General features: G+C 59.8%; 21 protein-coding genes. 18 read left to right on the plus strand and 3 right to left on the minus strand.

Annotated elements, in window-relative coordinates:
- Genes AC2FNY_RS05100 through AC2FNY_RS05120 form a run of 5 tightly spaced genes read left to right on the plus strand, consistent with a single transcriptional unit; the run spans position 1 to position 4,031 of the window.
- Complete coding sequence (locus AC2FNY_RS05100) at positions 1–1,080, plus strand: glycosyltransferase family 4 protein (RefSeq protein ID WP_496801824.1); 1,080 nt, start codon at positions 1–3, stop codon at positions 1,078–1,080.
- Positions 1,077–1,661: a histidine phosphatase family protein gene (locus AC2FNY_RS05105; RefSeq protein WP_234165710.1), complete on the plus strand. Its 585-nt coding sequence runs from the start codon at positions 1,077–1,079 to the stop codon at positions 1,659–1,661. Before AC2FNY_RS05100 ends, AC2FNY_RS05105 begins: the two co-directional genes overlap by 4 nt.
- The gene (locus tag AC2FNY_RS05110; protein ID WP_496801825.1) at positions 1,658–2,797 is read left to right on the plus strand and encodes a glycosyltransferase family protein; all 1,140 of its coding nucleotides are present in this window, start codon (positions 1,658–1,660) and stop codon (positions 2,795–2,797) included. Before AC2FNY_RS05105 ends, AC2FNY_RS05110 begins: the two co-directional genes overlap by 4 nt.
- Positions 2,794–3,558 carry a polysaccharide deacetylase family protein gene (locus AC2FNY_RS05115; protein WP_496801826.1) on the plus strand — a complete coding sequence of 255 codons (765 nt, stop codon included), beginning with the start codon at positions 2,794–2,796 and terminating at the stop codon, positions 3,556–3,558. Before AC2FNY_RS05110 ends, AC2FNY_RS05115 begins: the two co-directional genes overlap by 4 nt.
- Positions 3,555–4,031: a class I SAM-dependent methyltransferase gene (locus AC2FNY_RS05120; RefSeq protein WP_234137394.1), complete on the plus strand. Its 477-nt coding sequence runs from the start codon at positions 3,555–3,557 to the stop codon at positions 4,029–4,031. Before AC2FNY_RS05115 ends, AC2FNY_RS05120 begins: the two co-directional genes overlap by 4 nt.
- 6 nt (positions 4,032–4,037) lie before the next feature.
- On the opposite strand, the gene AC2FNY_RS05125 is transcribed toward AC2FNY_RS05120, so the two are convergent.
- Both AC2FNY_RS05125 and AC2FNY_RS05130 read right to left on the minus strand, forming a co-directional pair.
- Positions 4,038–4,301 (minus strand): hypothetical protein, encoded by a 264-nt coding sequence (locus AC2FNY_RS05125; protein WP_234137393.1) that lies wholly within the window; start codon positions 4,299–4,301, stop codon positions 4,038–4,040.
- Between the two features lie 187 nt (positions 4,302–4,488).
- Positions 4,489–5,463, minus strand: coding sequence for a LysR family transcriptional regulator (locus AC2FNY_RS05130; RefSeq protein ID WP_234162752.1), 975 nt, complete (start codon positions 5,461–5,463; stop codon positions 4,489–4,491).
- 137 nt (positions 5,464–5,600) lie between these two features.
- Here AC2FNY_RS05130 and AC2FNY_RS05135 point away from each other — a divergent pair, with 137 nt between their 5' ends.
- The 10 genes from AC2FNY_RS05135 to alr all read left to right on the plus strand — a co-directional run bounded on the left by AC2FNY_RS05135 (position 5,601) and on the right by alr (position 15,025).
- Positions 5,601–6,377, plus strand: a complete 777-nt coding sequence (locus tag AC2FNY_RS05135) for a transporter substrate-binding domain-containing protein (protein ID WP_496801827.1) — start codon at positions 5,601–5,603, stop codon at positions 6,375–6,377.
- Between the two features lie 173 nt (positions 6,378–6,550).
- On the plus strand, positions 6,551–7,198 hold the full coding sequence (locus tag AC2FNY_RS05140; protein WP_234137390.1) for an amino acid ABC transporter permease: 648 nt from the start codon (positions 6,551–6,553) through the stop codon (positions 7,196–7,198).
- 17 nt (positions 7,199–7,215) lie between these two features.
- Positions 7,216–7,872, plus strand: a complete 657-nt coding sequence (locus AC2FNY_RS05145) for an amino acid ABC transporter permease (protein ID WP_234137389.1) — start codon at positions 7,216–7,218, stop codon at positions 7,870–7,872.
- 16 nt (positions 7,873–7,888) lie between these two features.
- Positions 7,889–8,659 (plus strand): amino acid ABC transporter ATP-binding protein, encoded by a 771-nt coding sequence (locus AC2FNY_RS05150; RefSeq protein ID WP_234137388.1) that lies wholly within the window; start codon positions 7,889–7,891, stop codon positions 8,657–8,659.
- On the plus strand, positions 8,656–10,008 hold the full coding sequence (locus AC2FNY_RS05155; RefSeq protein WP_496801828.1) for an aminotransferase family protein: 1,353 nt from the start codon (positions 8,656–8,658) through the stop codon (positions 10,006–10,008). The genes AC2FNY_RS05150 and AC2FNY_RS05155 overlap by 4 nt, the downstream gene beginning before the upstream one ends.
- Positions 10,005–10,700: a CoA transferase subunit A gene (locus tag AC2FNY_RS05160; RefSeq protein WP_496801829.1), complete on the plus strand. Its 696-nt coding sequence runs from the start codon at positions 10,005–10,007 to the stop codon at positions 10,698–10,700. Before AC2FNY_RS05155 ends, AC2FNY_RS05160 begins: the two co-directional genes overlap by 4 nt.
- Positions 10,684–11,337, plus strand: coding sequence for a 3-oxoacid CoA-transferase subunit B (locus AC2FNY_RS05165; RefSeq protein ID WP_496801830.1), 654 nt, complete (start codon positions 10,684–10,686; stop codon positions 11,335–11,337). The genes AC2FNY_RS05160 and AC2FNY_RS05165 overlap by 17 nt, the downstream gene beginning before the upstream one ends.
- A gap of 8 nt (positions 11,338–11,345) precedes the next feature.
- On the plus strand, positions 11,346–12,638 hold the full coding sequence (locus tag AC2FNY_RS05170) for an ArgE/DapE family deacylase (protein ID WP_234165704.1): 1,293 nt from the start codon (positions 11,346–11,348) through the stop codon (positions 12,636–12,638).
- Positions 12,639–12,755: 117 nt separating this feature from the next.
- Positions 12,756–13,907 (plus strand): amidohydrolase, encoded by a 1,152-nt coding sequence (locus AC2FNY_RS05175; RefSeq protein ID WP_496801831.1) that lies wholly within the window; start codon positions 12,756–12,758, stop codon positions 13,905–13,907.
- 2 nt (positions 13,908–13,909) lie between these two features.
- A complete protein-coding gene (gene alr, locus AC2FNY_RS05180) occupies positions 13,910–15,025 on the plus strand; it encodes an alanine racemase (protein WP_234137382.1) in 1,116 nt (371 codons plus the stop codon).
- Between the two features lie 101 nt (positions 15,026–15,126).
- On the opposite strand, the gene AC2FNY_RS05185 is transcribed toward alr, so the two are convergent.
- Positions 15,127–16,068, minus strand: coding sequence for a response regulator (locus AC2FNY_RS05185; protein WP_255699897.1), 942 nt, complete (start codon positions 16,066–16,068; stop codon positions 15,127–15,129).
- A gap of 461 nt (positions 16,069–16,529) precedes the next feature.
- Between AC2FNY_RS05185 and AC2FNY_RS05190 the strand changes: the two genes are divergently transcribed.
- The 3 genes from AC2FNY_RS05190 (at position 16,530) to AC2FNY_RS05200 (ending at position 20,743) form a co-directional block, all read left to right on the plus strand.
- Positions 16,530–17,288 carry an acyl-homoserine-lactone synthase gene (locus AC2FNY_RS05190; RefSeq protein ID WP_234137380.1) on the plus strand — a complete coding sequence of 253 codons (759 nt, stop codon included), beginning with the start codon at positions 16,530–16,532 and terminating at the stop codon, positions 17,286–17,288.
- 165 nt (positions 17,289–17,453) lie between these two features.
- Complete coding sequence (locus AC2FNY_RS05195) at positions 17,454–18,854, plus strand: sensor histidine kinase (protein ID WP_234137379.1); 1,401 nt, start codon at positions 17,454–17,456, stop codon at positions 18,852–18,854.
- Positions 18,855–19,390: 536 nt separating this feature from the next.
- Positions 19,391–20,743, plus strand: coding sequence for a cytochrome P450 (locus tag AC2FNY_RS05200; protein WP_234137378.1), 1,353 nt, complete (start codon positions 19,391–19,393; stop codon positions 20,741–20,743).

Here is a 20,743-nt window from a genome sequence, read left to right on the forward strand (position 1 = left end):
ATGGCCCGCATCGCCTTTTACGCGCCGATGAAATCGCCCGACAGCCCGGTGCCCTCGGGCGATCGCGAACTGGCGCGCAGCCTGCGGGCGATGATCGCCGGGCGCGGCCTGCCGGTCGATCTGGTCTCGGAGTTCAAGAGCCTCGACAAGCAGGGCGATGCCGGGGCGCAGACCCGGTTGCGCGCGGGTGCGACAGCAGAGGTTCAGCGGCTGATCCGCGACCTGCCCGACGATTGCGCCCTGTGGGTGACCTATCACAACTATTACAAGGCGCCGGACCTGATCGGCCCCGCCGTCTGTGCCGCCCGCACCATCCCCTATGTGCAGATCGAAAGCACCCGCGCCACCAGCCGCCTGACCGGCCCCTGGGCCGGGTTTGCGCAGGCGGCGCATGATGCCTGCGATGCGGCGCGGGTGATCTTCTACCTTACCGCCAATGACCTGATCACGCTCAAGCGGGAACGGTTCGGCACTCAGGCGCTGGTCGAATTGCCGCCCTTTCTGCCCGACGACACCCTGCCGCCACGCGCGGCATGCGACGGCCCGATGCTGAGCGCCGGCATGATGCGGCCCGGCGACAAGCTTGCCTCGTACCGGGTGATTGCCGAGACACTGGCGCATCTGGGCGGCGACTGGCAGCTCGATATCGCAGGCGATGGCCCGGCCCGGGCCGAGGTCGCGGCGTTGATGGCGCCCTTTGGCGCGCGGGTGCGGTTTCTGGGCCAGCTTGACCGGGCCGGATTGCAGGTTGCCTATGGCCGCTCTTCGCTGTTCTTCTGGCCCGGCGTGAACGAGGCCTTTGGCATGGTCTATCTCGAGGCGCAGGCCGCCGGTCTGCCGGTGGTGGCGCAGGACAGGCCCGGCGTGCGCGACGTGCTGCTGCCCGGCCCCGCCTATCCCGCGCCCGAGGCGGGACCCGAGGCACTGGCCAGGATGATTGACCAGCTGCGCGCCGATCCCGCCCTGCGCCAGCGGATCGGTGCGCAGGCCCGCGACCGTATTGCCACCCGGCATCTGCCCGCCGCGGCAGCGCGGGTGTTCTGGAACGCGGTGACACCGCTGATGGAGACCGCCCGATGAGACGCCTCGCCCTTCTCCGCCATGGTCACACCGGTTGGAACCGCGCCGGTCGCATCCAGGGCCGCAGCGACATCCCGCTGGATGACGCCGCGCGGCACGATCTGGGCGCGCTGGCCCTGCCCGCGCCCTGGGATCGCGCGACGCTCTGGTCCAGCCCGCTCTCGCGGGCGGTGGAAACCGCCGAACTGGTGGCCGGTCACGCACCCCGCACCGCGCCTGCGCTGACCGAGATGAACTGGGGCGACTGGGAGGGGCAGCGCGGGCAAGACCTGCTGGACACGCCCGGCAGCGGCTATCGGCATATCGAGGACTGGGGCTGGGATTTCCGCCCGCCCGCAGGCGAAAGCCCGGCAGAGGTCTGGGCCCGGATCGAACCCTGGCTGGCCGGGCTGACCGGCGACAGCGTCGCGGTCTGCCATATCGGCATCATGCGGGTCATTCTGGCCCGCGCCCATGGCTGGAATTTCGACGGCATCCCGCCTTTCAAGGTCAAGCGCAACCGGCTTTTCGTCGTCTCGCTCGACCCGTTGGCGCCGCTGGGCGAGCCGGTGCGCCTGATCCCGCGTGAGGCCCGCCCATGAGGGTGATGATCGTCGTCACCCATCTGCTGGGCACCGGTCATCTGAGCCGGGCGCTGACACTGGGCCGCGCCTTTGCCACCACCGGCCATCAGGTGCGGCTGGTCTCGGGCGGGATGCCCGCCCCACAGCTCGACCCGGCGGGGCTGGATCTCGTGCAACTGCCCGCGCTCCGCTCGGACGGGGTGGATTTCGCCCGCCTTCTGACCGAAACCGGGGCCGAAGCCGATGCGGAGTTTCACAACGTGCGGCAAGCGGCACTGCTGGAGACGCTCACAGCCTTTGCCCCCGATGTGCTGATCACCGAGCTTTACCCCTTTGGCCGCCGCAGCTTGCAGGAGGAGTTCCGCGCACTGCTCGCCGCCGCGCGGGCGCTGCCGCGCCCGCCGCTGGTGCTGAGTTCGATCCGCGACATCCTTGCCCCACCCTCGAAACCGGCCAAGGCCGAAGCAACCGATCGGGTGATCGCCGAGGCCTATGACGCGGTGCTGGTGCATTCCGACCCTACAGTCACGCGGTTGGAGGCCAGTTGGCCGGTCAGCGACGCGCTGGCCGGCAAGCTGCGCTACACCGGCTATGTCGCGCCGCCCCCCGCCCGACCGCACCCGGAGCGCACCGGGGCGGGAGAGATCCTGGTCAGCGCCGGGGGCGGTGCCGTCGGCGGGCCGCTGTTCCGGGTCGCGCTGGAGGCCGCGCGCCGGATGCCCGACCAACGCTGGCGGCTGCTGGTGGGGGGTACGCAGGCTGGCGCCGAGGTGGCCGCATTGCAAGCGCAAGCTGGCGATGCCCCGATCACGGTAGAACCCGCGCGCCCCGATTTCCGCGCCATGCTGAGCCATGCCGCGGCCTCGGTCAGCATGTGCGGCTACAATACCGCGCTGGACCTGCTGCAAGCTGGCATCCCGGCCGTGCTGATCCCCTTTGACGCGGGCAAGGAGGCCGAACAGGGCCTGCGCGCCCAAGCCCTGACCGCCCTGCCCGGCTTTGCCACGGTGACCAGCGCCGAGCTGACCCCCGAAACCCTGGTCCGGGCCTTGCGTCAGGTGATGACCGATCCGCGCCGCGAAACGTCCGCCTTGCGCTTTGATGGCGCGGCCGAAGCGGTACGGATCGTCGAGATGATGGAGACGGCACGATGACCCCGGACTGGACCCCGCTCGATGCCGAACTGGCGCTATGGGCAGCGGAGGGGCTGACCCTGCCGCTCTGGTGGCGCGACGATGACGCGGTGACCACGACACCACAGCTGGATCAGTTGACCGCGCTGGCCGAGGATCTGGAACTGCCGGTGCATCTGGCGGTGATCCCCGCCGGGGCCGAAACCGCGCTCGCTGACCATGTCGCGGCGCATCCGCATCTGGTCCCGGTCGTGCACGGCTGGGCGCATCAGAACCATGCTCCCGCAACCGAGAAGAAGGCCGAGTTTCGCGCCCACCGCCCGCTGCCCGAGATCCTGGCCGAGGCCGGGCAAGGCAAGGCGCGGTTGCAGGCGCTGTTCGGCGCCGCGCTGCGCCCGATGTTCGTGCCACCCTGGAACCGGATCGCACCCGAGGTCGCCTCCGGCCTGCCCGCCCTGGGGTTCCGGGCACTCTCTACCGCCACGCCGCGCCGCAACCCCATGGCCGCGCCGGGGCTGGCGCAGGTCAACACCCATCTCGACCCGATCGACTGGCGCGGCTGCCGAGGCCTGATGTCGCCACAGATCCTGATCGCCCAGACCACAGCGCTGCTGATCGACCGGCGCGAAGGACGCGCCGACGCAGCCGAGCCCTTCGGCGTCCTGACCCACCATCTGGTGCATGACGATGAAATCTGGCAATTCACCCGGGCGCTGCTGACGCGGCTCTTGGCCGGACCGTCACAGCCCTGGACCATGCCCCCCAAGGAGATCCAACAATGAGCCGACTGGATTCGATGCTGCGCCGCCTGACCGCTCAGCGAGACGGGCTGAACTGGGCCGCCCAGCAGATTGCCGACATGCCCGGTGAGGTGCTCGACATGGGTCTGGGCAACGGGCGCACCTATGACCACCTGCGAGAGATCCTGCCCGACCGGCGCATCCGGGTGATGGACCGGGTGCTGCAATGCCACCCCTCGTGCACCCCGCCCGAAGCGGATTTCCTGATGGGCGAGGCGGAACCTATGCTGGAACGTCTGGCCGCCGAGGGCGCCCCGATCGTTCTGGCCCATTACGATTTCGGTATGGGTATCAAGGCCGATGACGTGGCCGAGGCCGCGCGTCTCAGCCCATTGATCGCCCGCGTCATGGTACCCGGCGGCCTGATCATCTCGGGTCAGCCGCTGGTCGGGTTCACAGCCATCGCCGCCCCCGACAGCATCCCGCCCGAACGCTACCTGTTCTACCGCGCCTGAGGCGGATCAGACCACGTAGGTAATGGTGAAGAGGAGCAACAGAAGTGCGGGCACCAGCGACAGACCCAACGCCCACTTCATCCCCCGCCCGGTGATGGCCAGGATCAGCGCCGGAATGACAAAGATTGCCGTCGTTCCCATGCCGATGGTCAGAAAGCCCAACGCCATCCCCCGCCCCGCCGCGTCACCCCCGGCTTTGACGGTCTCGACCCAGTTCCAGCCGAAGAACAGAGCATAAGCAAGGCAAATGGCGAAAACGGCGACACGCATACGGAACAGATTACTGCGTGCCCCCGTCCCTGCCAAGCCACGCAAGACCGTTCGCGACGATCAAGGTGCAGGCGTTTCCCTGGGACGATATCCCGCAAGGGTTTCGGGCCGTTTTCTTTGCGAGAAAACGTTTTGCCTTCGCCCGAAGTGTTCTTCAGCCGAGCCAAGAAACGCAAGCCAGAACGGTTCACTGCACGTTGAAGTCGCGAGGATAGGTGCGCTCTGCGATGTCGATCCTGGCAAACTCGGCTTCGCAGGCGGCTAGAAAGGCTGCTTCGGCATCCGTCTGACGACGCACTGGATTGGTGATCAGATAGATTTTCACCATCGGCAATTCATCATACGGCGGCAGTTGCCGGATGTGCCCACAATCCACATCCTGCTGGGCCACATGCAACGGCAGGGCGCCTATTCCGATGTTCGCCATGATCATCCGGCGAATCTCGTTCAGGCTGGAGGAAACGCCACGCCAGCTATTGGCCAATCCTGCCCGGGCCCGAAGATGGGAAACAGCCTCTAGCGGGCCACCTTCTGCCTCGGTCTGAAACGCAACAAACGGCTCGCCCTCCATCTGCCTTGGGTCGATTGACTCGGCATTGAACAGGGGGTGGCGCGCGCCGCAATACAAGCCGAAAAACTCTCGGTACAGGACGAGGGTGTTCAGGTTCTGTGGAATCTTCGACAAAAGGCAGATCCCGAAACTGGCCCGGTTCTTTGCGATCATCATCTCCACATCCCCACTTTCATTCACCGAAAAGGAGTAGGTGACATGCGGGTGCGCCTGAGAAAACTTGTTCAGGAAATCATCGAAATGGTCAGAAATCACTGAACTGGTGATGGCAATGGACAGATGCCCGCGCAACTCGGCCTTGTCGGCATCGAGAAGCGAAGGGAGCTGAGAGATAGAACCGAAGATTTTGGCACACTCAGCATAGAGCGCCTGACCTGACCTAGTGATAGTGAATTCGTGCGGCTTGCGGATGATAAGCTGCTTGCCGGTTGAGTGCTCCAACCGCTTAAGCGCGGCGGAAACCGTTGGTTGCTTCAACCCCAGAAAGTCAGCTGCCTTGGATATCCCGCGCTGCTCAACCACGACCATGAAGGTGCGTAGCAGGTTCCAGTCGAGGTTCCAAGGAAAGCGTTGCTGTCGGGCGATACTCATAGATTTCGTCTATATTGAAGCTAGTATATATTTATTTGCACGATGGTGATCGTCATGCAACTCTTTGCTTGAACCGGCCAACCCGCCGCTTTCGCTCGGGCAACGAACCCGGCGTGACCGACAACAGGGAGAAAGAAATGACTGTTCGCCGCACTATCCTGAAATCCACTCTGGCCGCCGCTGGCTTGGCACTCTTCGGTATATCCGCCGTCGCTGCGGATGAGCTCGACGCGTTGAAGGAAAAAGGGGTAATCCGGATAGCGATGTCCGGCGCCTATCCTCCGTTCAACTTCGTCAACGACGAAAACAAGGTTGTCGGATTCGACCCCGCAATCGGCACCGAAATCGCAAAGCGTATGGGTATGGAGGCGGAAATCGTCACCACTGCCTGGGATGGCATCATCGGAGGGCTCCTTGCCAATAAATACGACGCAATCGTCGGCTCGATGACGATCACGGCCGAACGTGACGAAGTTGTTGATTTCGTCGGCCCCTACTATTCGGACAAGCGCGCGATCTTCACGAAGCCGGGCTCGGGCATCGCCAGCCTCGCGGATTTGGAGGGCAAGAAAGTTGGTCTGACATTGGGCGAAACCCACGAGGACTGGGCCCGCGAGAAAGGCTATGACATCAACACCTACAAAGGTCTGCCGGAACTGCTTCTCGAGCTGGAAAACGGACGCGTCGATGCAATCGTAAACGACTCGATCGCGGCCATTCTGGCGATGACCGAAAAGGGGCAGGAATTCGAAATGTTCGCTGACCCGACCACCGAGCCATTTGGCGCCGGCATTGCCATTCGTCAAGGCAACCCCAAACTGGCAGCAGAAATGCAAAAGGCGCTGGATTCGATCATGGAAGACGGCACCTACCTTGCGCTAGCCGAGGAATGGATCGGAGCCGATATCCGCTAAGCGACTTCCTCCTGCCGCCCCGTTCAACGGCAGGAGAACCGCTGGGCCAATCCACTGGTTGGTCGACCTTTCTTCGCAGGTCTGCGCGCGGCTCGCGCCCCTGTTTCGGATCTGTCCTACTCTTGGCGGGGCCAACCACGCATCGCCGACAGCGATTAGACAAAGGGTGAGTCATGGATTTCGACCTGATGTTGAAGGTTTACCCGTTTTTCCTTGAGGCGGCATTGACCACCATCGTCCTCTCGGTCCTTACGGCAATCCTGGGCCTGTTTTGTGGAGCGCTGGGGGCCGCTGCACGCTTGTCACGCTTTGCCCTGCTGCGTTTTGCCGGCGCGGCCTATGTCAGCCTGTTCCGGGGCACACCCGCGCTGCTCCAACTGTTCATCTTGTACTTTGGTGGCCCACAGATCGGGATCCAGCTGGATGCCTTCGAAGCTGGCGTGATCGGGCTCGGCATCAATGCCGGAGCCTATATGACCGAGACGATCCGCGGATCGATCATTTCCATCGACAAGGGTCAGCGCGAGGCCGCCCGCACTCTTGGACTGAGCCGCTGGCAAGCCACTTACAAGGTGATACTACCACAAGCCGCGCGTCTGATGGTTCGCCCACTTGGCGTGAACCTGAACATGCTGGTCAAGGCCACAGCCCTGGTGGCTGCTATCTCGGTGGTTGAGCTGACCTACACGGCGCAGCGCTATATTGGCTCGACCTACAAGCCATTCGAAATGTTCCTGCTCGCAGGGGTTCTCTACATGATCATCATCTACGCGGTAGGTCGGGGCGTGGCCTGGCTGGACCGCAAGGTACAGATCACCTGATCAGGAAGGGCAGATAGATGGGTCTCGATTTTACAATTATTCCCAAATACATGGACATCATCCTGCTCGGCGTGGCCTGGACCATCGGGATCACGGTGTCGGCGGCATTGCTGAGTTTCATCGGCGGCATTCTCTTTGCCGTGATCGCGCTTTATGCGCCGTGGATCATCCGCCAGCCCTTTCGCCTGGTCGAAGGGGTGTTTATGGGTACACCGCTGCTGTTGCAGCTATTCCTGATCTATTTCGGATTGGTGCAGATCGGCATCGACCTGCCTGCTTTCGTCGCCGGGATCATAGGACTGGGGCTGCATTTCGCCGTCTACAACTCGGAATTGATCCAGACCGCCATTCTGGCAGTGGACAAGGGCCAGATGGAAGCTGCCCGCACTCTTGGCCTGAGCCGTAGTCAGGCGCTGCGCAAGGTGGTCATCCCCCAGGCGATCCGTGATGTGATCCCGCCTATCGGAAACAACATGATCGCCCTGCTGAAGGACAGTGCACTGGTCTCGGTGATCGGGGTGAGCGAGCTGACCCTGTCTGCCCAGAGGGTAATCGGCAAGACCTATCGTCCGTTCGAATTCTACATCCTCGCGGCGGCCCTCTACTACATCATCAACCTAGGCATGGAATGGGTACAGCGCCGTATCGAACGCCGCATCTCCGTCTCCCGCTGATTTGAAGAGGTCCCACATGAGCGAACCGCTGCATTTTGTCGAAATCCGTCACGCCCAGAAATCCTTTGGTGCGGTCGAGGTTCTCAAGGATATCAGCCTGAATGTCGAACGCGGGCAGATCGTCGGTATCATCGGCTCGTCCGGGTCCGGCAAATCCACCCTGTTGCGGGCGATCAACGATCTGGACCCGCTGACAGGCGGAGAGATCTGGCTGGACGGTGTGCAAGTGAACAAGGCGCTGCCTCACCGGCAATATGAAAAACACATCAATGCCATGCGGCAACAGGTTGGGATGGTGTTCCAACACTTCAACCTGTTTCCGCATATGACTGCGCGCGAGAATGTCACGATGGCGCCGAAGCTTCTAAAGGGGTTGTCGCAGAGCGATGCCGACAAACTGGCCGAGGAGCAGCTCGACAAGGTCGGCATGCTGGAGCGGATTGACTATTACCCCTCGCAACTGTCCGGCGGGCAAAAGCAGCGTGTGGCCATCGCCCGCGCCCTGGCGATGAAACCCAAGATGATGCTGTTCGACGAGGCCACCTCGGCGCTCGACCCGGAATTGGTCGAAGAGGTGAACCTGGTGATGAAGAAGCTCGCCGAAGAGCACATGACCATGATCATCGTGACACACGAGATGGATTTTGCCGCGTCGGTCTGCGATCGGGTGCTGTTCATGGACAAAGGCATTGTGGTCGAAGAAGGCCCGCCAGAGATCCTCTTCAAGAACCCGAGCAAGGAACGCACGCGGGAATTTCTCCGCAAACATATCGAAGGTGCAAAGTGACCGACGCTCGCTCATACCTGTTCTATCAAAGCCGAAACCCGCGCCCATTCTTGGACCGGGGAGAGGGAATCTATTTGATCGACGAGGCCGGCAAACGCTATATCGACGGATCGTCGGGGGCGATGGTGTCGAATATCGGTCATTCCAACCCACGTGTCTTGGACAAGATAAAGACCCAGATGGACAAGGCGACATTTGGCTATAGGCTGCATTTCCGCACGCATCCGTCCGAGGATCTGGCTGCAAAGACCGTTGCCATGACCCCTGAGGGACTGGATCGCGTGTTTTTTGTCTCTGGCGGTTCCGAGGCCGTCGAAAGCGCGGTGAAACTGGCACGGCAATATGCCCTGACGCAGGGCCAGGGCACGCGCTACAAGGTAATTTCGCGGTTTCCCTCATATCATGGCTCGACTTTCGGGGCGCTTGAGCTGACGGGATACGATCCGCTGCGCAAACCCTTTGTGCCGATGTTGGCGGCGATGCCAAAAATCGCGGCGCCCACAACCTATCTTGACCGTGACAACCTGACCGAAGAGGCGCGCGGGCTGAAATATGCCGAAATGCTGCGCGACAAGATCCTCGAAGAAGGCCCCGACACCGTCCTTGCCTTTCTGATGGAGCCCATAGGAGGCGCCTCGACCGGCGCCCTTGTAGCCCCGGACAGCTACTATGCCAGGGTCCGAGAGATCTGTGACGAGTTCGGTGTTCTGCTGATCTATGACGAGGTCATGACCGGTGCCGGTCGAACGGGAAAGTTCCTGGCTGCCGAGCATTGGGATATCACGCCGGATATCGTTGCAATGTCCAAAGGGTTCGGAGCGGGCTATGCACCGTTGGGCGCGATCGTTGCGCGGGCCGCTCTGGTCGAACCGGTTTTAGATGCCGGCGGCTTTCTGCACGGCTTCACATATGCGGGCAATCCGCTGGCCTGTTCAGCCGGTCTGGCAGTTCTTGAAGAACTGGAGGAGCAGGGTCTGATCGCGCATGCCGCTGCAATGGGAGATGTCCTGATGCGGGAATTGCGAGCGTTGATGGATAATTATCCGTTCATCGGAGACGTGCGCGGCAAGGGCTTGTTGACCGCGTTCGAATTCGTTGCCAACCGAGAGACCATGGAGCCCCTGCCAAAGGAGCTGGACGCGCATGCCCGGCTGGTCGAGCTTGCCTATGAGCGCGGCCTGATCATCTATTCGCGGCGCACGCGCGGGGGCACCTCGGGTGATCACTTCCTGATCGCCCCCCCCCTGATCATCAGCGAGACACAGATCGGCGAGATGATGTCGATCCTGCGCGACGCGCTGGACGCTTTTGCCGCGGAGGCGGGGCTGCCGGTCGTGGTGGCAGCATGAAACTGCCTGACAAACAGTGTTCGCTGGAGGGCGCTATCGCCAGGATACGCGATGGCGATACGGTGATGATCGGTGGGTTCGGCGTGCCGGGGACACCGATGGCACTGATCCATGCGCTTGTCGCCCATGGGGCGCGGGAGCTGACCATCGTCAAGAACGATGCAAACGAACCCGGCATGGGCGTCGATCACTTGCTGCAAAGCGGGCAGATATCGCGTTTGATCACCACCCATCTGGGTCTGAACAGTCGCGCGATCGACATGATGAACGCAGGCCGGATCACGGTCGAATTCAACGCTCAGGGCATATTGGCCGAACGCATCCGCGCCGGCGGCGCCGGGATTGGAGCGGTGCTGACAGATATCGGCATCGGGACCGAACTGGCAAACGGCAAACAGGTGGTCGAACTCGCCGGCAAGCCGCATATCGTCGAAACCGCGCTCAGGGCTGACGTGGCACTCATACACGCCGCCGCCGCCGATCGGTTTGGCAACCTGGCCTTTGTCGCGACAGCGCGAAACTTCAACCCCTTGATGGCAATGGCCGCCGATTGCGTAATCGCAGAGGCCGAGACGCTGCTGCCCTTGGGTGGATTAACCGCAGATGCCATCCATACCGCTGGGGTATTTGTCGATCACGTCACCGAACTGGGTACATTGTCGAAGGAATACGATGTTGTCCGACGCAAATGACCGCATGCTCGCCCGCGCCGCGCGCGAGGTTGCGCCCGGTATGGTGGTCAATCTTGGCATTGGCCTGCCCACGAAGGTCATCAACCACCTGCCCGCAGACTTGCCGGTATGCCTGCACACAGAAAACGGGCTGACCGGTATCGGCCCGACCTTGCCGCCCGAACGCGCCGATCGCAATCTGATCGACGCGGGCGGCGCCTATGTATCGACCGTGCCGGGATCGGCCTTTTTCGATAGCGCCACCAGCTTTGCGATGGTGCGGTCGGGGCGACTGGACCTGACCATGCTGGGCGCTTTCGAAGTGGCCAGCAATGGCGATCTGGCCAATTGGAAGATCCCCGGCCGGTTCAGCCCCGGTGTAGGCGGCGGCATCGAGCTTGCGCAAAAGGCGCGACGCGTGGTGGTTCTGACCACTCATACAGATCGCAAGGGCAACCCCAAACTCAAGAGGCAATGCACCTTGCCCCTGACCGCACGCGGTTGTGTGGCGCGGGTCTTTACGGACCTGGCCGTCATCGACATATCTGATCGGGGTTTTGTCCTGGTCGAGACGCGAGACGGGATCACCGCCGCCGAGGTGGCCGATGCCACCGGCGCTCCGTTGGTTCTCCCCAACGCAACGCCCCCGACATTCTGAGGTGCCCCATGCAAGACGATCTGAACTCCCGCCTCTCTGACGCCGTCGACGCAGCCTTCGACCGGCAGGTTGACTTTCTTTCAGAGCTGACTGCGCATCCGTCAACCCGGGGGAACGAACAATCGGCGCAGAATTTCATGGCCCGCGAATTAGGCATACGCGGCCTGGAACTCGACCGCTGGCAAATCGATCTGGAAGAGATACAGCACCTCCCCGGTTTTTCACCGGTGCTGACCCCGTATGAGGACGCGGTGAATGTGGTGGGAACGCACCGTTCGCGTGAACGTTCGGGCCGGTCGCTGATCCTGAACGGACATATCGACGTCGTGCCTGCCGGACCGCTGGAGATGTGGGACAGTCCGCCCTTTGAACCACGCGTCGCAGACGGCTGGCTCTATGGCCGCGGCGGTGGCGACATGAAGGCTGGTCTGGCGTCGAACCTGTTTGCGCTCGACGCACTTGCTTCATTGGGGTTGGCGCCGGCAGCTGATGTATTCTTTCAATCCGTTGTCGAAGAAGAGTGTACCGGGAATGGAGCGTTGGCCTGTCTGGCTCGCGGGTATCGCGCGGATGCGGCGCTGATCCCCGAACCCTTTGCCGAACGTCTGGTGACCGCTCAATTGGGGGTGATCTGGTTTCAGGTTCAACTCAAAGGACGGCCGACCCATGTTGCTTATGCAGGCAGTGGTGCAAACGCGATCGAGGCTGCCATTCCGCTGATCAAAGCCTTGCACGCAATGGAACATCGCTGGAATGCCGCTGAACAGCGCCCAGCAGACTACACCCATATGGATCATGCGCTGAACCTGAATGTAGGCAAGATCGAGGGCGGCGACTGGGCCAGCTCGGTGCCTGCCTGGTGCGTGTTCGACGTGCGTATGGCGATCTTCCCAGAGCAATCGATCAAGGAGGCCAAAGCCGAGATTGAACAAGTCATTCTGGACGCCGCGCGCAGCAATGATTTCCTGCGTAATGCATTGCCCGAGATTGTCTATCACGGCTTTCACGCCGAAGGTTATGCGCTGTCTCGGGACGGCTCGGTCAATGCTGCCTCGGCCATCGACGCACTCGAACGCGCGCATCGGTCTGTTACCGGGGTGAAACTGGAGCGCGAGGCGATCACCGCCACCACCGATGCTCGGTTCTTTGGGCTTTACGCAAATACGCCCGCGCTGGTCTATGGCCCACGGGCCGAAGCGATTCACGGATTCAACGAGCGTGTCGATCTGGACAGCATGCGCCGCGTGACCAAGGCCACCGCCATGTTCATCGCCGACTGGTGCGGAGTAGAAGAGAGTTAGGCGCCACGCAAATGCGGCAAAGACCTCCTGCTTCGGCTCAAGTTTTGGTCTCGCAGACATTGCCAAGGAACACGCGCAGCTGTCGAGATCGACACCTGCCGAGAGGAAAGGATGCACATGCTTTCTCCGGAACAAATTGACCAGCTGATCAACATTCGCAAGCATCTTCACCGCCACCCCGAAGTCTCTGGTGACGAGCGCGCGACAGCTGCCCGCATCACCTCGGAACTCATCTCTCTTGGCGCTGATCGTCTTTGGCAGGGACTTGGTGGGCATGGGGTCGCCGCCGAATTCAGAGGCGCTGAAGACGGGCCAACGGTTCTGCTGCGATGCGAGCTGGACGGCTTGCCGATCCGGGAGATCTCTGACTTGCCTTATAAATCCGAGATCGAGGGCAAGGGGCATCTCTGCGGCCATGACGGGCACATGGTCTCGCTGTTGGGCGTGGCAATGCGCCTTGCCAGACGGCCGGCCAAAGGGCGGGTAATCCTGTTATTCCAGCCCGCCGAAGAGACCGGGGCCGGTGCCAAAGCGGTGATCGCGGATCCTCGCTGGCCCGAGATACGACCGGACTATGCCTTTGCCTGTCACAATGTCCCCGGTCGCCCGCTGGGTGAGATCGGATTGCGGTCAGGGCCGGGAAATTGCGCCTCGCGCGGAATGAAGCTTCATCTCGAAGGCAAGAGCTCACACGCGGCGGCGCCGGAAGACGGACTCTCTCCCGGCGCGGCGATGGCTGGTCTGATGACCGCACTGCCTGCTCTGAGCAAGGGGCGGATCGGCGATGATGCTTTCGCCCTTGCAACCCTGACCCATGCCAAGCTTGGCGAACCGAGTTTCGGGATTGCGCCCGGAGACGGCGAGTTGCGTGTGACGCTACGCTCGATGACAAATGCGCGGATGGAGACGCTGGTTCTCGACGCGCTGGCGCAGGTTGAGGCGCACTCCGATCGCCTCACGGCCGACATCTCGTGGCACGATGTTTTTCGATCGGTTGTGAATGACGAACAGGCCACGAGCATTGCGCGACATGCGGCAAGCATGCGTGGGATGGTTTGTTACGAAATGCCGATCCCCATGCGCTGGTCCGAGGATTTCGGGCGATTTGGTGATGATGGCGCAAAGGCTGCCCTGATGTACATCGGTGCGGGCGAGGACCATCCGCAGCTTCACAATCCAGACTATGATTTCCCCGACGCTTTGCTGCCTGTGGTAACGGACCTGTTCTGTAGCATTCTGCGCGAATTGCTCGGATTTCCGCAGAATTGACTATGCCAGCTTCTTACCCAGCCTCTTGGTGTACCATCCACCGTGACCGTATCTCGCGCAATCTCGAGCTTGCGCTTGGGCTCGTGCCCAACGGTCGCCGTTTCTGTGCGGTGTTGAAGGCGGACGCCTATGGGCACGGCATCATGCAGGTGGTGCCCCTTGTCCAAGAGCAGGGTGTGACCACTATTGGTATAACGTCGAACGCCGAGGCCGACGCCGTGCGCAAGGCCGGTTTCAAGGGCACCATTATCCGATTACGGGCGGCAACACCTTTGGAAATCGAGACGGCGCTTGAAAACCATGTCGAAGAGCAAGTCGCCTCGCTCAGCACCGCAGAACAGATCGCAGCGCTGACAGCCTCGGGCCGGTTCACCTCTCGCCTGCACCTTTCGTTGAACGCAGCAGGTATGGCGCGCGACGGTCTGGAGATCTCGACGACGAAGGGGCAAGACACGTGCCGCCAAATCATCGATACCGCGGGCAGCAGGATCGGTGGCATCTGCTCTCACTTCTCTTCGAACGCACCTGGGGACCTGCGGCAGAGCTCGGAGCTGTTTCAACAACAGGCCGCGTGGGTTCTTGCAAACAGCGACCTGAAGCGCGAACAAATTCTGGTGCATGCGGGCAGTTCACTGACATTGGTTTCTGGCGTCGACATCGACACGGACATGTATCGCTGTGGCGCCATTCTCTACGGCATTCTGAAGCCTGAGCTCGGCTTTCGTCCGACGATGGATGTCGAGGCCCGCGTGGTCAGCCTTCAGACGTATCCCGGCGGTGCGAGTGTCGGTTATGACCGGAGCAGCCATCTGGACCGCGACCGACGCTTGGCCTGTATCTCGATCGGATATGAGAACGGGTACCGGCGCCTAGTCCAAGGTGGCGGTGTCGTGGCGGTCCGGGACGCCTTGGCGCCGGTCCTGGGCAAGGTGTCGATGAACGCGATCGTCGCCGATGTCACCGATCTCGATCAGGTCGAAGTCGGCGATACGGTCCGTGTGTTTGGAGAGAGCAAAACAGCCACGATCCGACCGTCGATGGTGGAACGCCAGTTCGAGACAATCATGGCAGATCTTTATACCGACTGGGGTCAGCGAAACGCGCGGGTCTATCGCTGACCGCCTCCACACCTCGACCGCCACTTACGCCGCGTATGTGGGTTGCCGAGCTTTGCTACGCTAGTCGACCTGTGCTAATCGCTCAGGCCATTCAGTGCAACTCAACTGACCAGCGTCATAGGTTGAAAGGGTGCGTCGGCACTTTCGACCGCTTTGTCGATCAGATGCATTGCTTCCAGTTTGGTGGAGGCACGCAAAGGGATTATGTCACCGATCCGGCACGAGATGCTATTGGTTGGTACACCATCACCACTCGTTGGCCTGACCAATTTTTCCAAACGGATACCCAGAGCCTGTAAATCCAGCAACTTGCCGCTGTCGAGTACGACCAGAAAGACACCGTTACCCCAGTATGTCGCCAGGCTCCGCGCACCATTGGTCGCCGATATGATCTCGCGACCGACCGAAGCCAAGGTCGATCGGAAAACCTCCGCGCTCGATTCCTGGAAGAGCTGTTCCACCTCTTCCAGTTTGATGGCCAGGATCGATGCATTGAGAGGGTGCGAAACAGCGATCTTGCGAACGTAGTTTTCGAACTCGGCCAATCCGTAAAAACCTGACACCGCATCAAGCAAAACAGGATCACTCAACTGGAAGCCATGCGCTTCCCTGCCCACGGTCTGCACATCTTGGAATGCTTCCATCGCCAGGATCGCGGCCTTTCGCTCTTCGGCCAGCCGATGGGCATCTGCAAGTCTTTGCTTGAGATCATCGAATTCGAAAGGCTTGGTCACATAATCCGAAGCGCCCACTTCGAATGCGTCGTCGATGTACTGCTTCTGAACCATCGCTGTGACCATGATTATGGGTGTAAAGCGATAATCTGGGAGATTGCGAACCTCTTCGCAAAGATCAATCCCGTTCATCTGAGGCATCTGCACATCAAAAAGCAGACATTCAAATGGTTTTGCCGCATCGCGCAGAATCTCAAGCGCTTCGCGTCCGTTCGGGGCGGTAACCACTTCATCATACCCGAAAACCGACAGAATCTGGGTCAACAGCTCCAGGATGCTCGGCTCGTCATCTACTGCTAGAATTCGCATAGTTTTACACCTGGGTTTTCGTATCGCTCGGACAACTCGCGACACGGGTACATTTTGAACCCGTTTTCCAACGGGTCCATCGCATTTTCATAGAACTGTCAGGCAAAAGCGGCATTTTAATGACCCACCGAAGGCAAGGGCAAGACTCTGCAACGCGGGCTTTTTCCTCGGCGTCACCGGTCCCAGAAGCATAAAGTTCGACCACCGAACAAAATTCTGAGGCCTCCAAGAGGCTGGAGTCGCACCTCAGGGTTGCTTTTTGCCCGAAGTTAACCTCAAATGGTTGTCAAGAGAGATGATGCGCCGCAATATACCGTTTCCCGTACAGAGACGACCAGTTCGTCGCTACTGTTCAAGTGCTAATTAGTCACACCCCATGTACAACCCGGAGGCAAAGGCACGCCGAAAGTAGACTTGAAACCTGTTTTCTTGGCAAAAAGACGGAAAAACAAGAGCAGAAAATGGACCAAACCTTTAGGCTGGTGGACCCATACCCCGCTGCGATGGTGTTTCCCGAGCTGGAACCCGTCGAGCGTAAGCTGTTGCGCCGTGACGTCCGGGAGCCTATCAAACGCCGGCTTCTCAGGAAAGAGCGTTCCATTGCACCACAGCCCAGGCAGTCGCGTGGCAGCATTCACGCGACCACCATGAGCTTTCGCAACATGCACGAGCATGGCAACCTGTTGACCAAGTATCTGGAAGCTCGGAAGTCAATCTTCATCGACCGCCTCCATTGGCATGTCGCCGAGGCAGACGGGATGGAATTCGATCAATATGACACGCCTGCCTGCCACTGGATCGTTCTACACGAATACGGAGAAGTCCTGGGCGGGGTGCGTCTGCTCCCGACAACTGCACGTTGCGGCATATACAGCTATATGCTGCGTGACGCCCAAAATGGCCTTCTTGCTGGCTTGCCCAGGGACGTCTTGTTTTTCGAAGCTCCCGTTAAACCTTCTGTCTGGGAAGCTACACGGTTCTTTGTCACTGATGCGGTTCCAACGGCACGCCGGGTGGACGTCCAACAGAAACTGTTCGACAGCATGGCGGTAACCGCTGCCAAGAACGGTGCAACGCGCATTCTTGGTATTGTTCCTGCCGTATGGTCGCGATGGGCACGTCGCCTGGGCGCTGGTGCGACGCCGATTGGAGCGCAGTTTTCGATCGACGGCACGACGAGCCAGTCGGTCCTGTTCAATACGCGCGATTACCTGACCTGACCCAGCCTAGAAATTGGCTCTGTTGCGCTTGCGCTTGAGCTACCGGGCAGTATCCCACGGGTTGCCGATCTACGCTTCGGTCAAACTGCGACCGCATTTCCGGCCCAATAGTTCCTCATTGATGCGGTAAATCAATGACCAGACAACACCAATGCAGTTTGACAAATGACAGCAATTGACTCGCAAAGGATTGAGCCGGCCCCTGAAATGCCGGTCGATCAGTTGCTTCAGAATATGAAGGACTACACTGCCATGAGCTTCGAGCTCATCTGGCAGCGGCAGGCAATTTTTCTCGCTACCACAATTCTTACCGCGTTTTTCTTCGACCCGTTCAACGCGGTTCTCTTCTACGCCACGATCATGATTTGCGAGGGGCAGGACCTGCTACTCGCCAAGCGTGTAGAGCGCTTGACCCGGCACCAGCGCAAGGCAATCGCAGAAACCTTGGTTTGGATCCTTCTGAACACGATACTGCATTCCGCGGCGATCTGCCTCTATGCTGTGTTCGTCGCATTCGAACAACCGTCTGGCGGACATTTTACACCGCTGTTTTTCCTGTTCGCGGCTGCCCTTTTCGCCGCAATGAACAACCACCAGATCGTCTGGGCGATGATCATCCGCCTGACCATGTACGGCATTTCCTTCATGGTTATTGTCGTCAAGGATATCTGGGTTGAACGGCCAGACCTGTCATCGGAATTGTGGTTGCATTTCTTTACCGTTGTCTTCGTGATGTATTTTCTGATCGACTGCGCCCTGGTTTTTCTGCGGCTCTACAGAACCAATCTTGCCCAGCTGGAAAAGCTGAAGGAAGAGCACGAGCGGACAAAGGCCGCCTACATTGCCAAGTCACAGTTTGTCTCGACGGTCAGCCACGAACTGCGCACGCCCCTAACCTCGATCAAAGGCTCTCTCGACCTGATCAACACCGGCGCTTTGGGCGAGGTTCCCGAAAAAATGCAGGGCCTAATCGACATGGCCAGCAAAAACAGCCGGCGATTGTCCACGCTGATCAATGACATCTTGGACATCCAAAAGATGGAGGCGGGTGAAATGGTCTATCGGATCCAGCCCGTGAACGTCCACTCTATTGTCAGCGAGTCCATCGCAAGCAATCTTGGTTATGCCAGCGCACATAACGTTAGTATCACCGAGGACTGCCCGGGCGAAACAGATCTATTCATCTCAGCCGATGCATCAAGATTGATGCAAGTCCTGTCCAACATGATCTCGAATGCGGCAAAGTTCTCGTTCGAGGGCGGCACCGTCACTGTCGGGTTTAAGAAGATGGGCGAACGCGTCCGCATTTACGTACAGGACCAAGGTATCGGGATTCCAAGTGGCAGCCGCGACAAGGTTTTTGATCGCTTTTCTCAGATAGACTCTTCGGATGAACGGCACGCGGGTGGTACGGGCCTGGGCATGAACATCTCAAAAGAAATTGTCGAGCATTTCGGCGGCCTTATCGACTATGAAAGCACGCTGGGCGCAGGGTCGACCTTTTTCGTAGAGTTTGCTCTACTTGCCGAGGAGACGCTGGCCGAAACCATACGGAGACGCGGTTAAGCGCCCCCTCGATACCCGGTGCCACATGCGCAAGACCCGGTGACGATTGCGCGCGGCAGTTTCTGGCCCTTCTTCCGCTGGTCTGACAGTTTTCACCACCCTGAGTGAACATGTCGCTTCTTTGCAATTTGCCAATCCCGAGGGAGCCCAACCACCCGTTTGCTTGATACCGAGACTTCGGACCGGCAGTGCCCCGCTGAGCCGCCACTCGTTACGTTAGTTGCAGCTATCGGACTTTCCTCAAACGACTACGCATTATCCAGGCCTGCAACCTCGTCCCGGTCGTTGCCGTTCTGAGACACAAAGGACCTGTTGCGCGCGCGAAAGCATGTGCAAGGTTTCAATCCTTTGCACCGCAGGGATACTGGTTTGGCATCTAGGCTGTCTTTTGTCGGATGCGGGGTGTTCGTGTTCAGTGTTCTTTCGGTAGGAAAGCTCGGGGGTCCGGGGGCCGATTGGCCCCTTTGGCATACCAATAACGAAAGGTGCACAGCGTGAGATCGCGCGGCTGCCTGAACGGGACGGGAACCAAAACGGTGGACAAGAAACAAAGCAACCAAACGCCGGTCTCGGCCAGACTTGCGGAAAAACCTGTTGGACTGCTTCAGTTCGCCAAATCGGCAGGCCGCAACATGCTCGAAGTCATTCCCGCAGAAACGCTGACCCAAACCTATGTCAAGGGTCCGCTCAATATCCATTACTTCTGCGATCCTGAAATGGTAACGGATCTTCTCGTGGGACAGGGGCGTTCCTTTCCGAAAGCGAAGTTCACCAAGGACATCATCGGCTCTGCCGTTGGCAACGGTCTTATCCTCTCGGAAGGAGAAAAGTGGCGGCAACAAAGAAGGCGTTACTCTCCACTCTTTGCAGCTCGAAACCTTCCGACCCTGGCCCGCTATTTTGCGGAAACGGGCGACGAGGTCGCAGAGTCCCTGGCTGAGCACGAAGGGCCGGTAGATGTTGCGCAGGTCGCGCCGGCGTCGACCTTGACGAATATCTCAAGGGTGATCTTTTCCGGCAATGAAGAGGTCAGCTCTGAACAGATCCGCGTCGGATTGATCGCATATTTCAAATATATCTCCGATATCTCTCTTTTTGACCTCATGGGGCTTCCCAAATGGCTCCCGCGAAAGAAATGGCTGAGCAGCAAAGCCCCCGTCACAAAAATGCGTGATTTGGCACGAAAGGTGATCGAGCAGCGTCGCGCAGAGGACCGTGACGTTCCCCGCGACTTCTTGGATTTCATGATCGAAGCGCTCAAGACCGATTTCGAGGACGCCGAGACAACGATCGACAACTTGCTGACCTTTGTCGTAGCGGGGCATGAGACCTCGGCCAACGCGATAAGCTGGGGGCTCTATCTGCTTGCGCTAAATCCAACTGAGCAGACAAGAATTCGCGAAGAGATCTTATCTGTCCGCCCAAAGGGTGAGATAACCTTCGAAGACTTGCAGCAGCTTCCGTTGTTACGGGCGCATATTAAGGAAACACTGCGTCTCTATCCTTCGGCAGCGTTTTTCGCGAGGGATGCGTCAGAAGAGATCACAGTAAAGGGTATCAAGATAAAAAGGGGTGATGCCTTGTTCTTTCCCGTTTACTCGCTGCATAGAAACCAGCAGCTTTGGGACGATCCCGATCAGTACAGGCCGGAACGGTTTCTTGGTACTTCGCTTCCGCGCGGACAGTACATTCCCTTTGGTGATGGCCCCAGGATCTGTATCGGTGCGCAGTATGCTGAAACCGAAATCATGGTCTTGATGGCTTCTGTCTTGCGGCGCGTCGAATTCTCGCTTTCATCCCAGCCACTACCTGAACCGGTCCTGACATTCACAATGCGCTCCAGCGGCCCGCTGGTTTTGAACGTCAAAGCAGTTTCCAATGCTAATTGA

The sequence above is a fragment of the Ruegeria sp. BHSC223 genome (assembly GCF_059613025.1).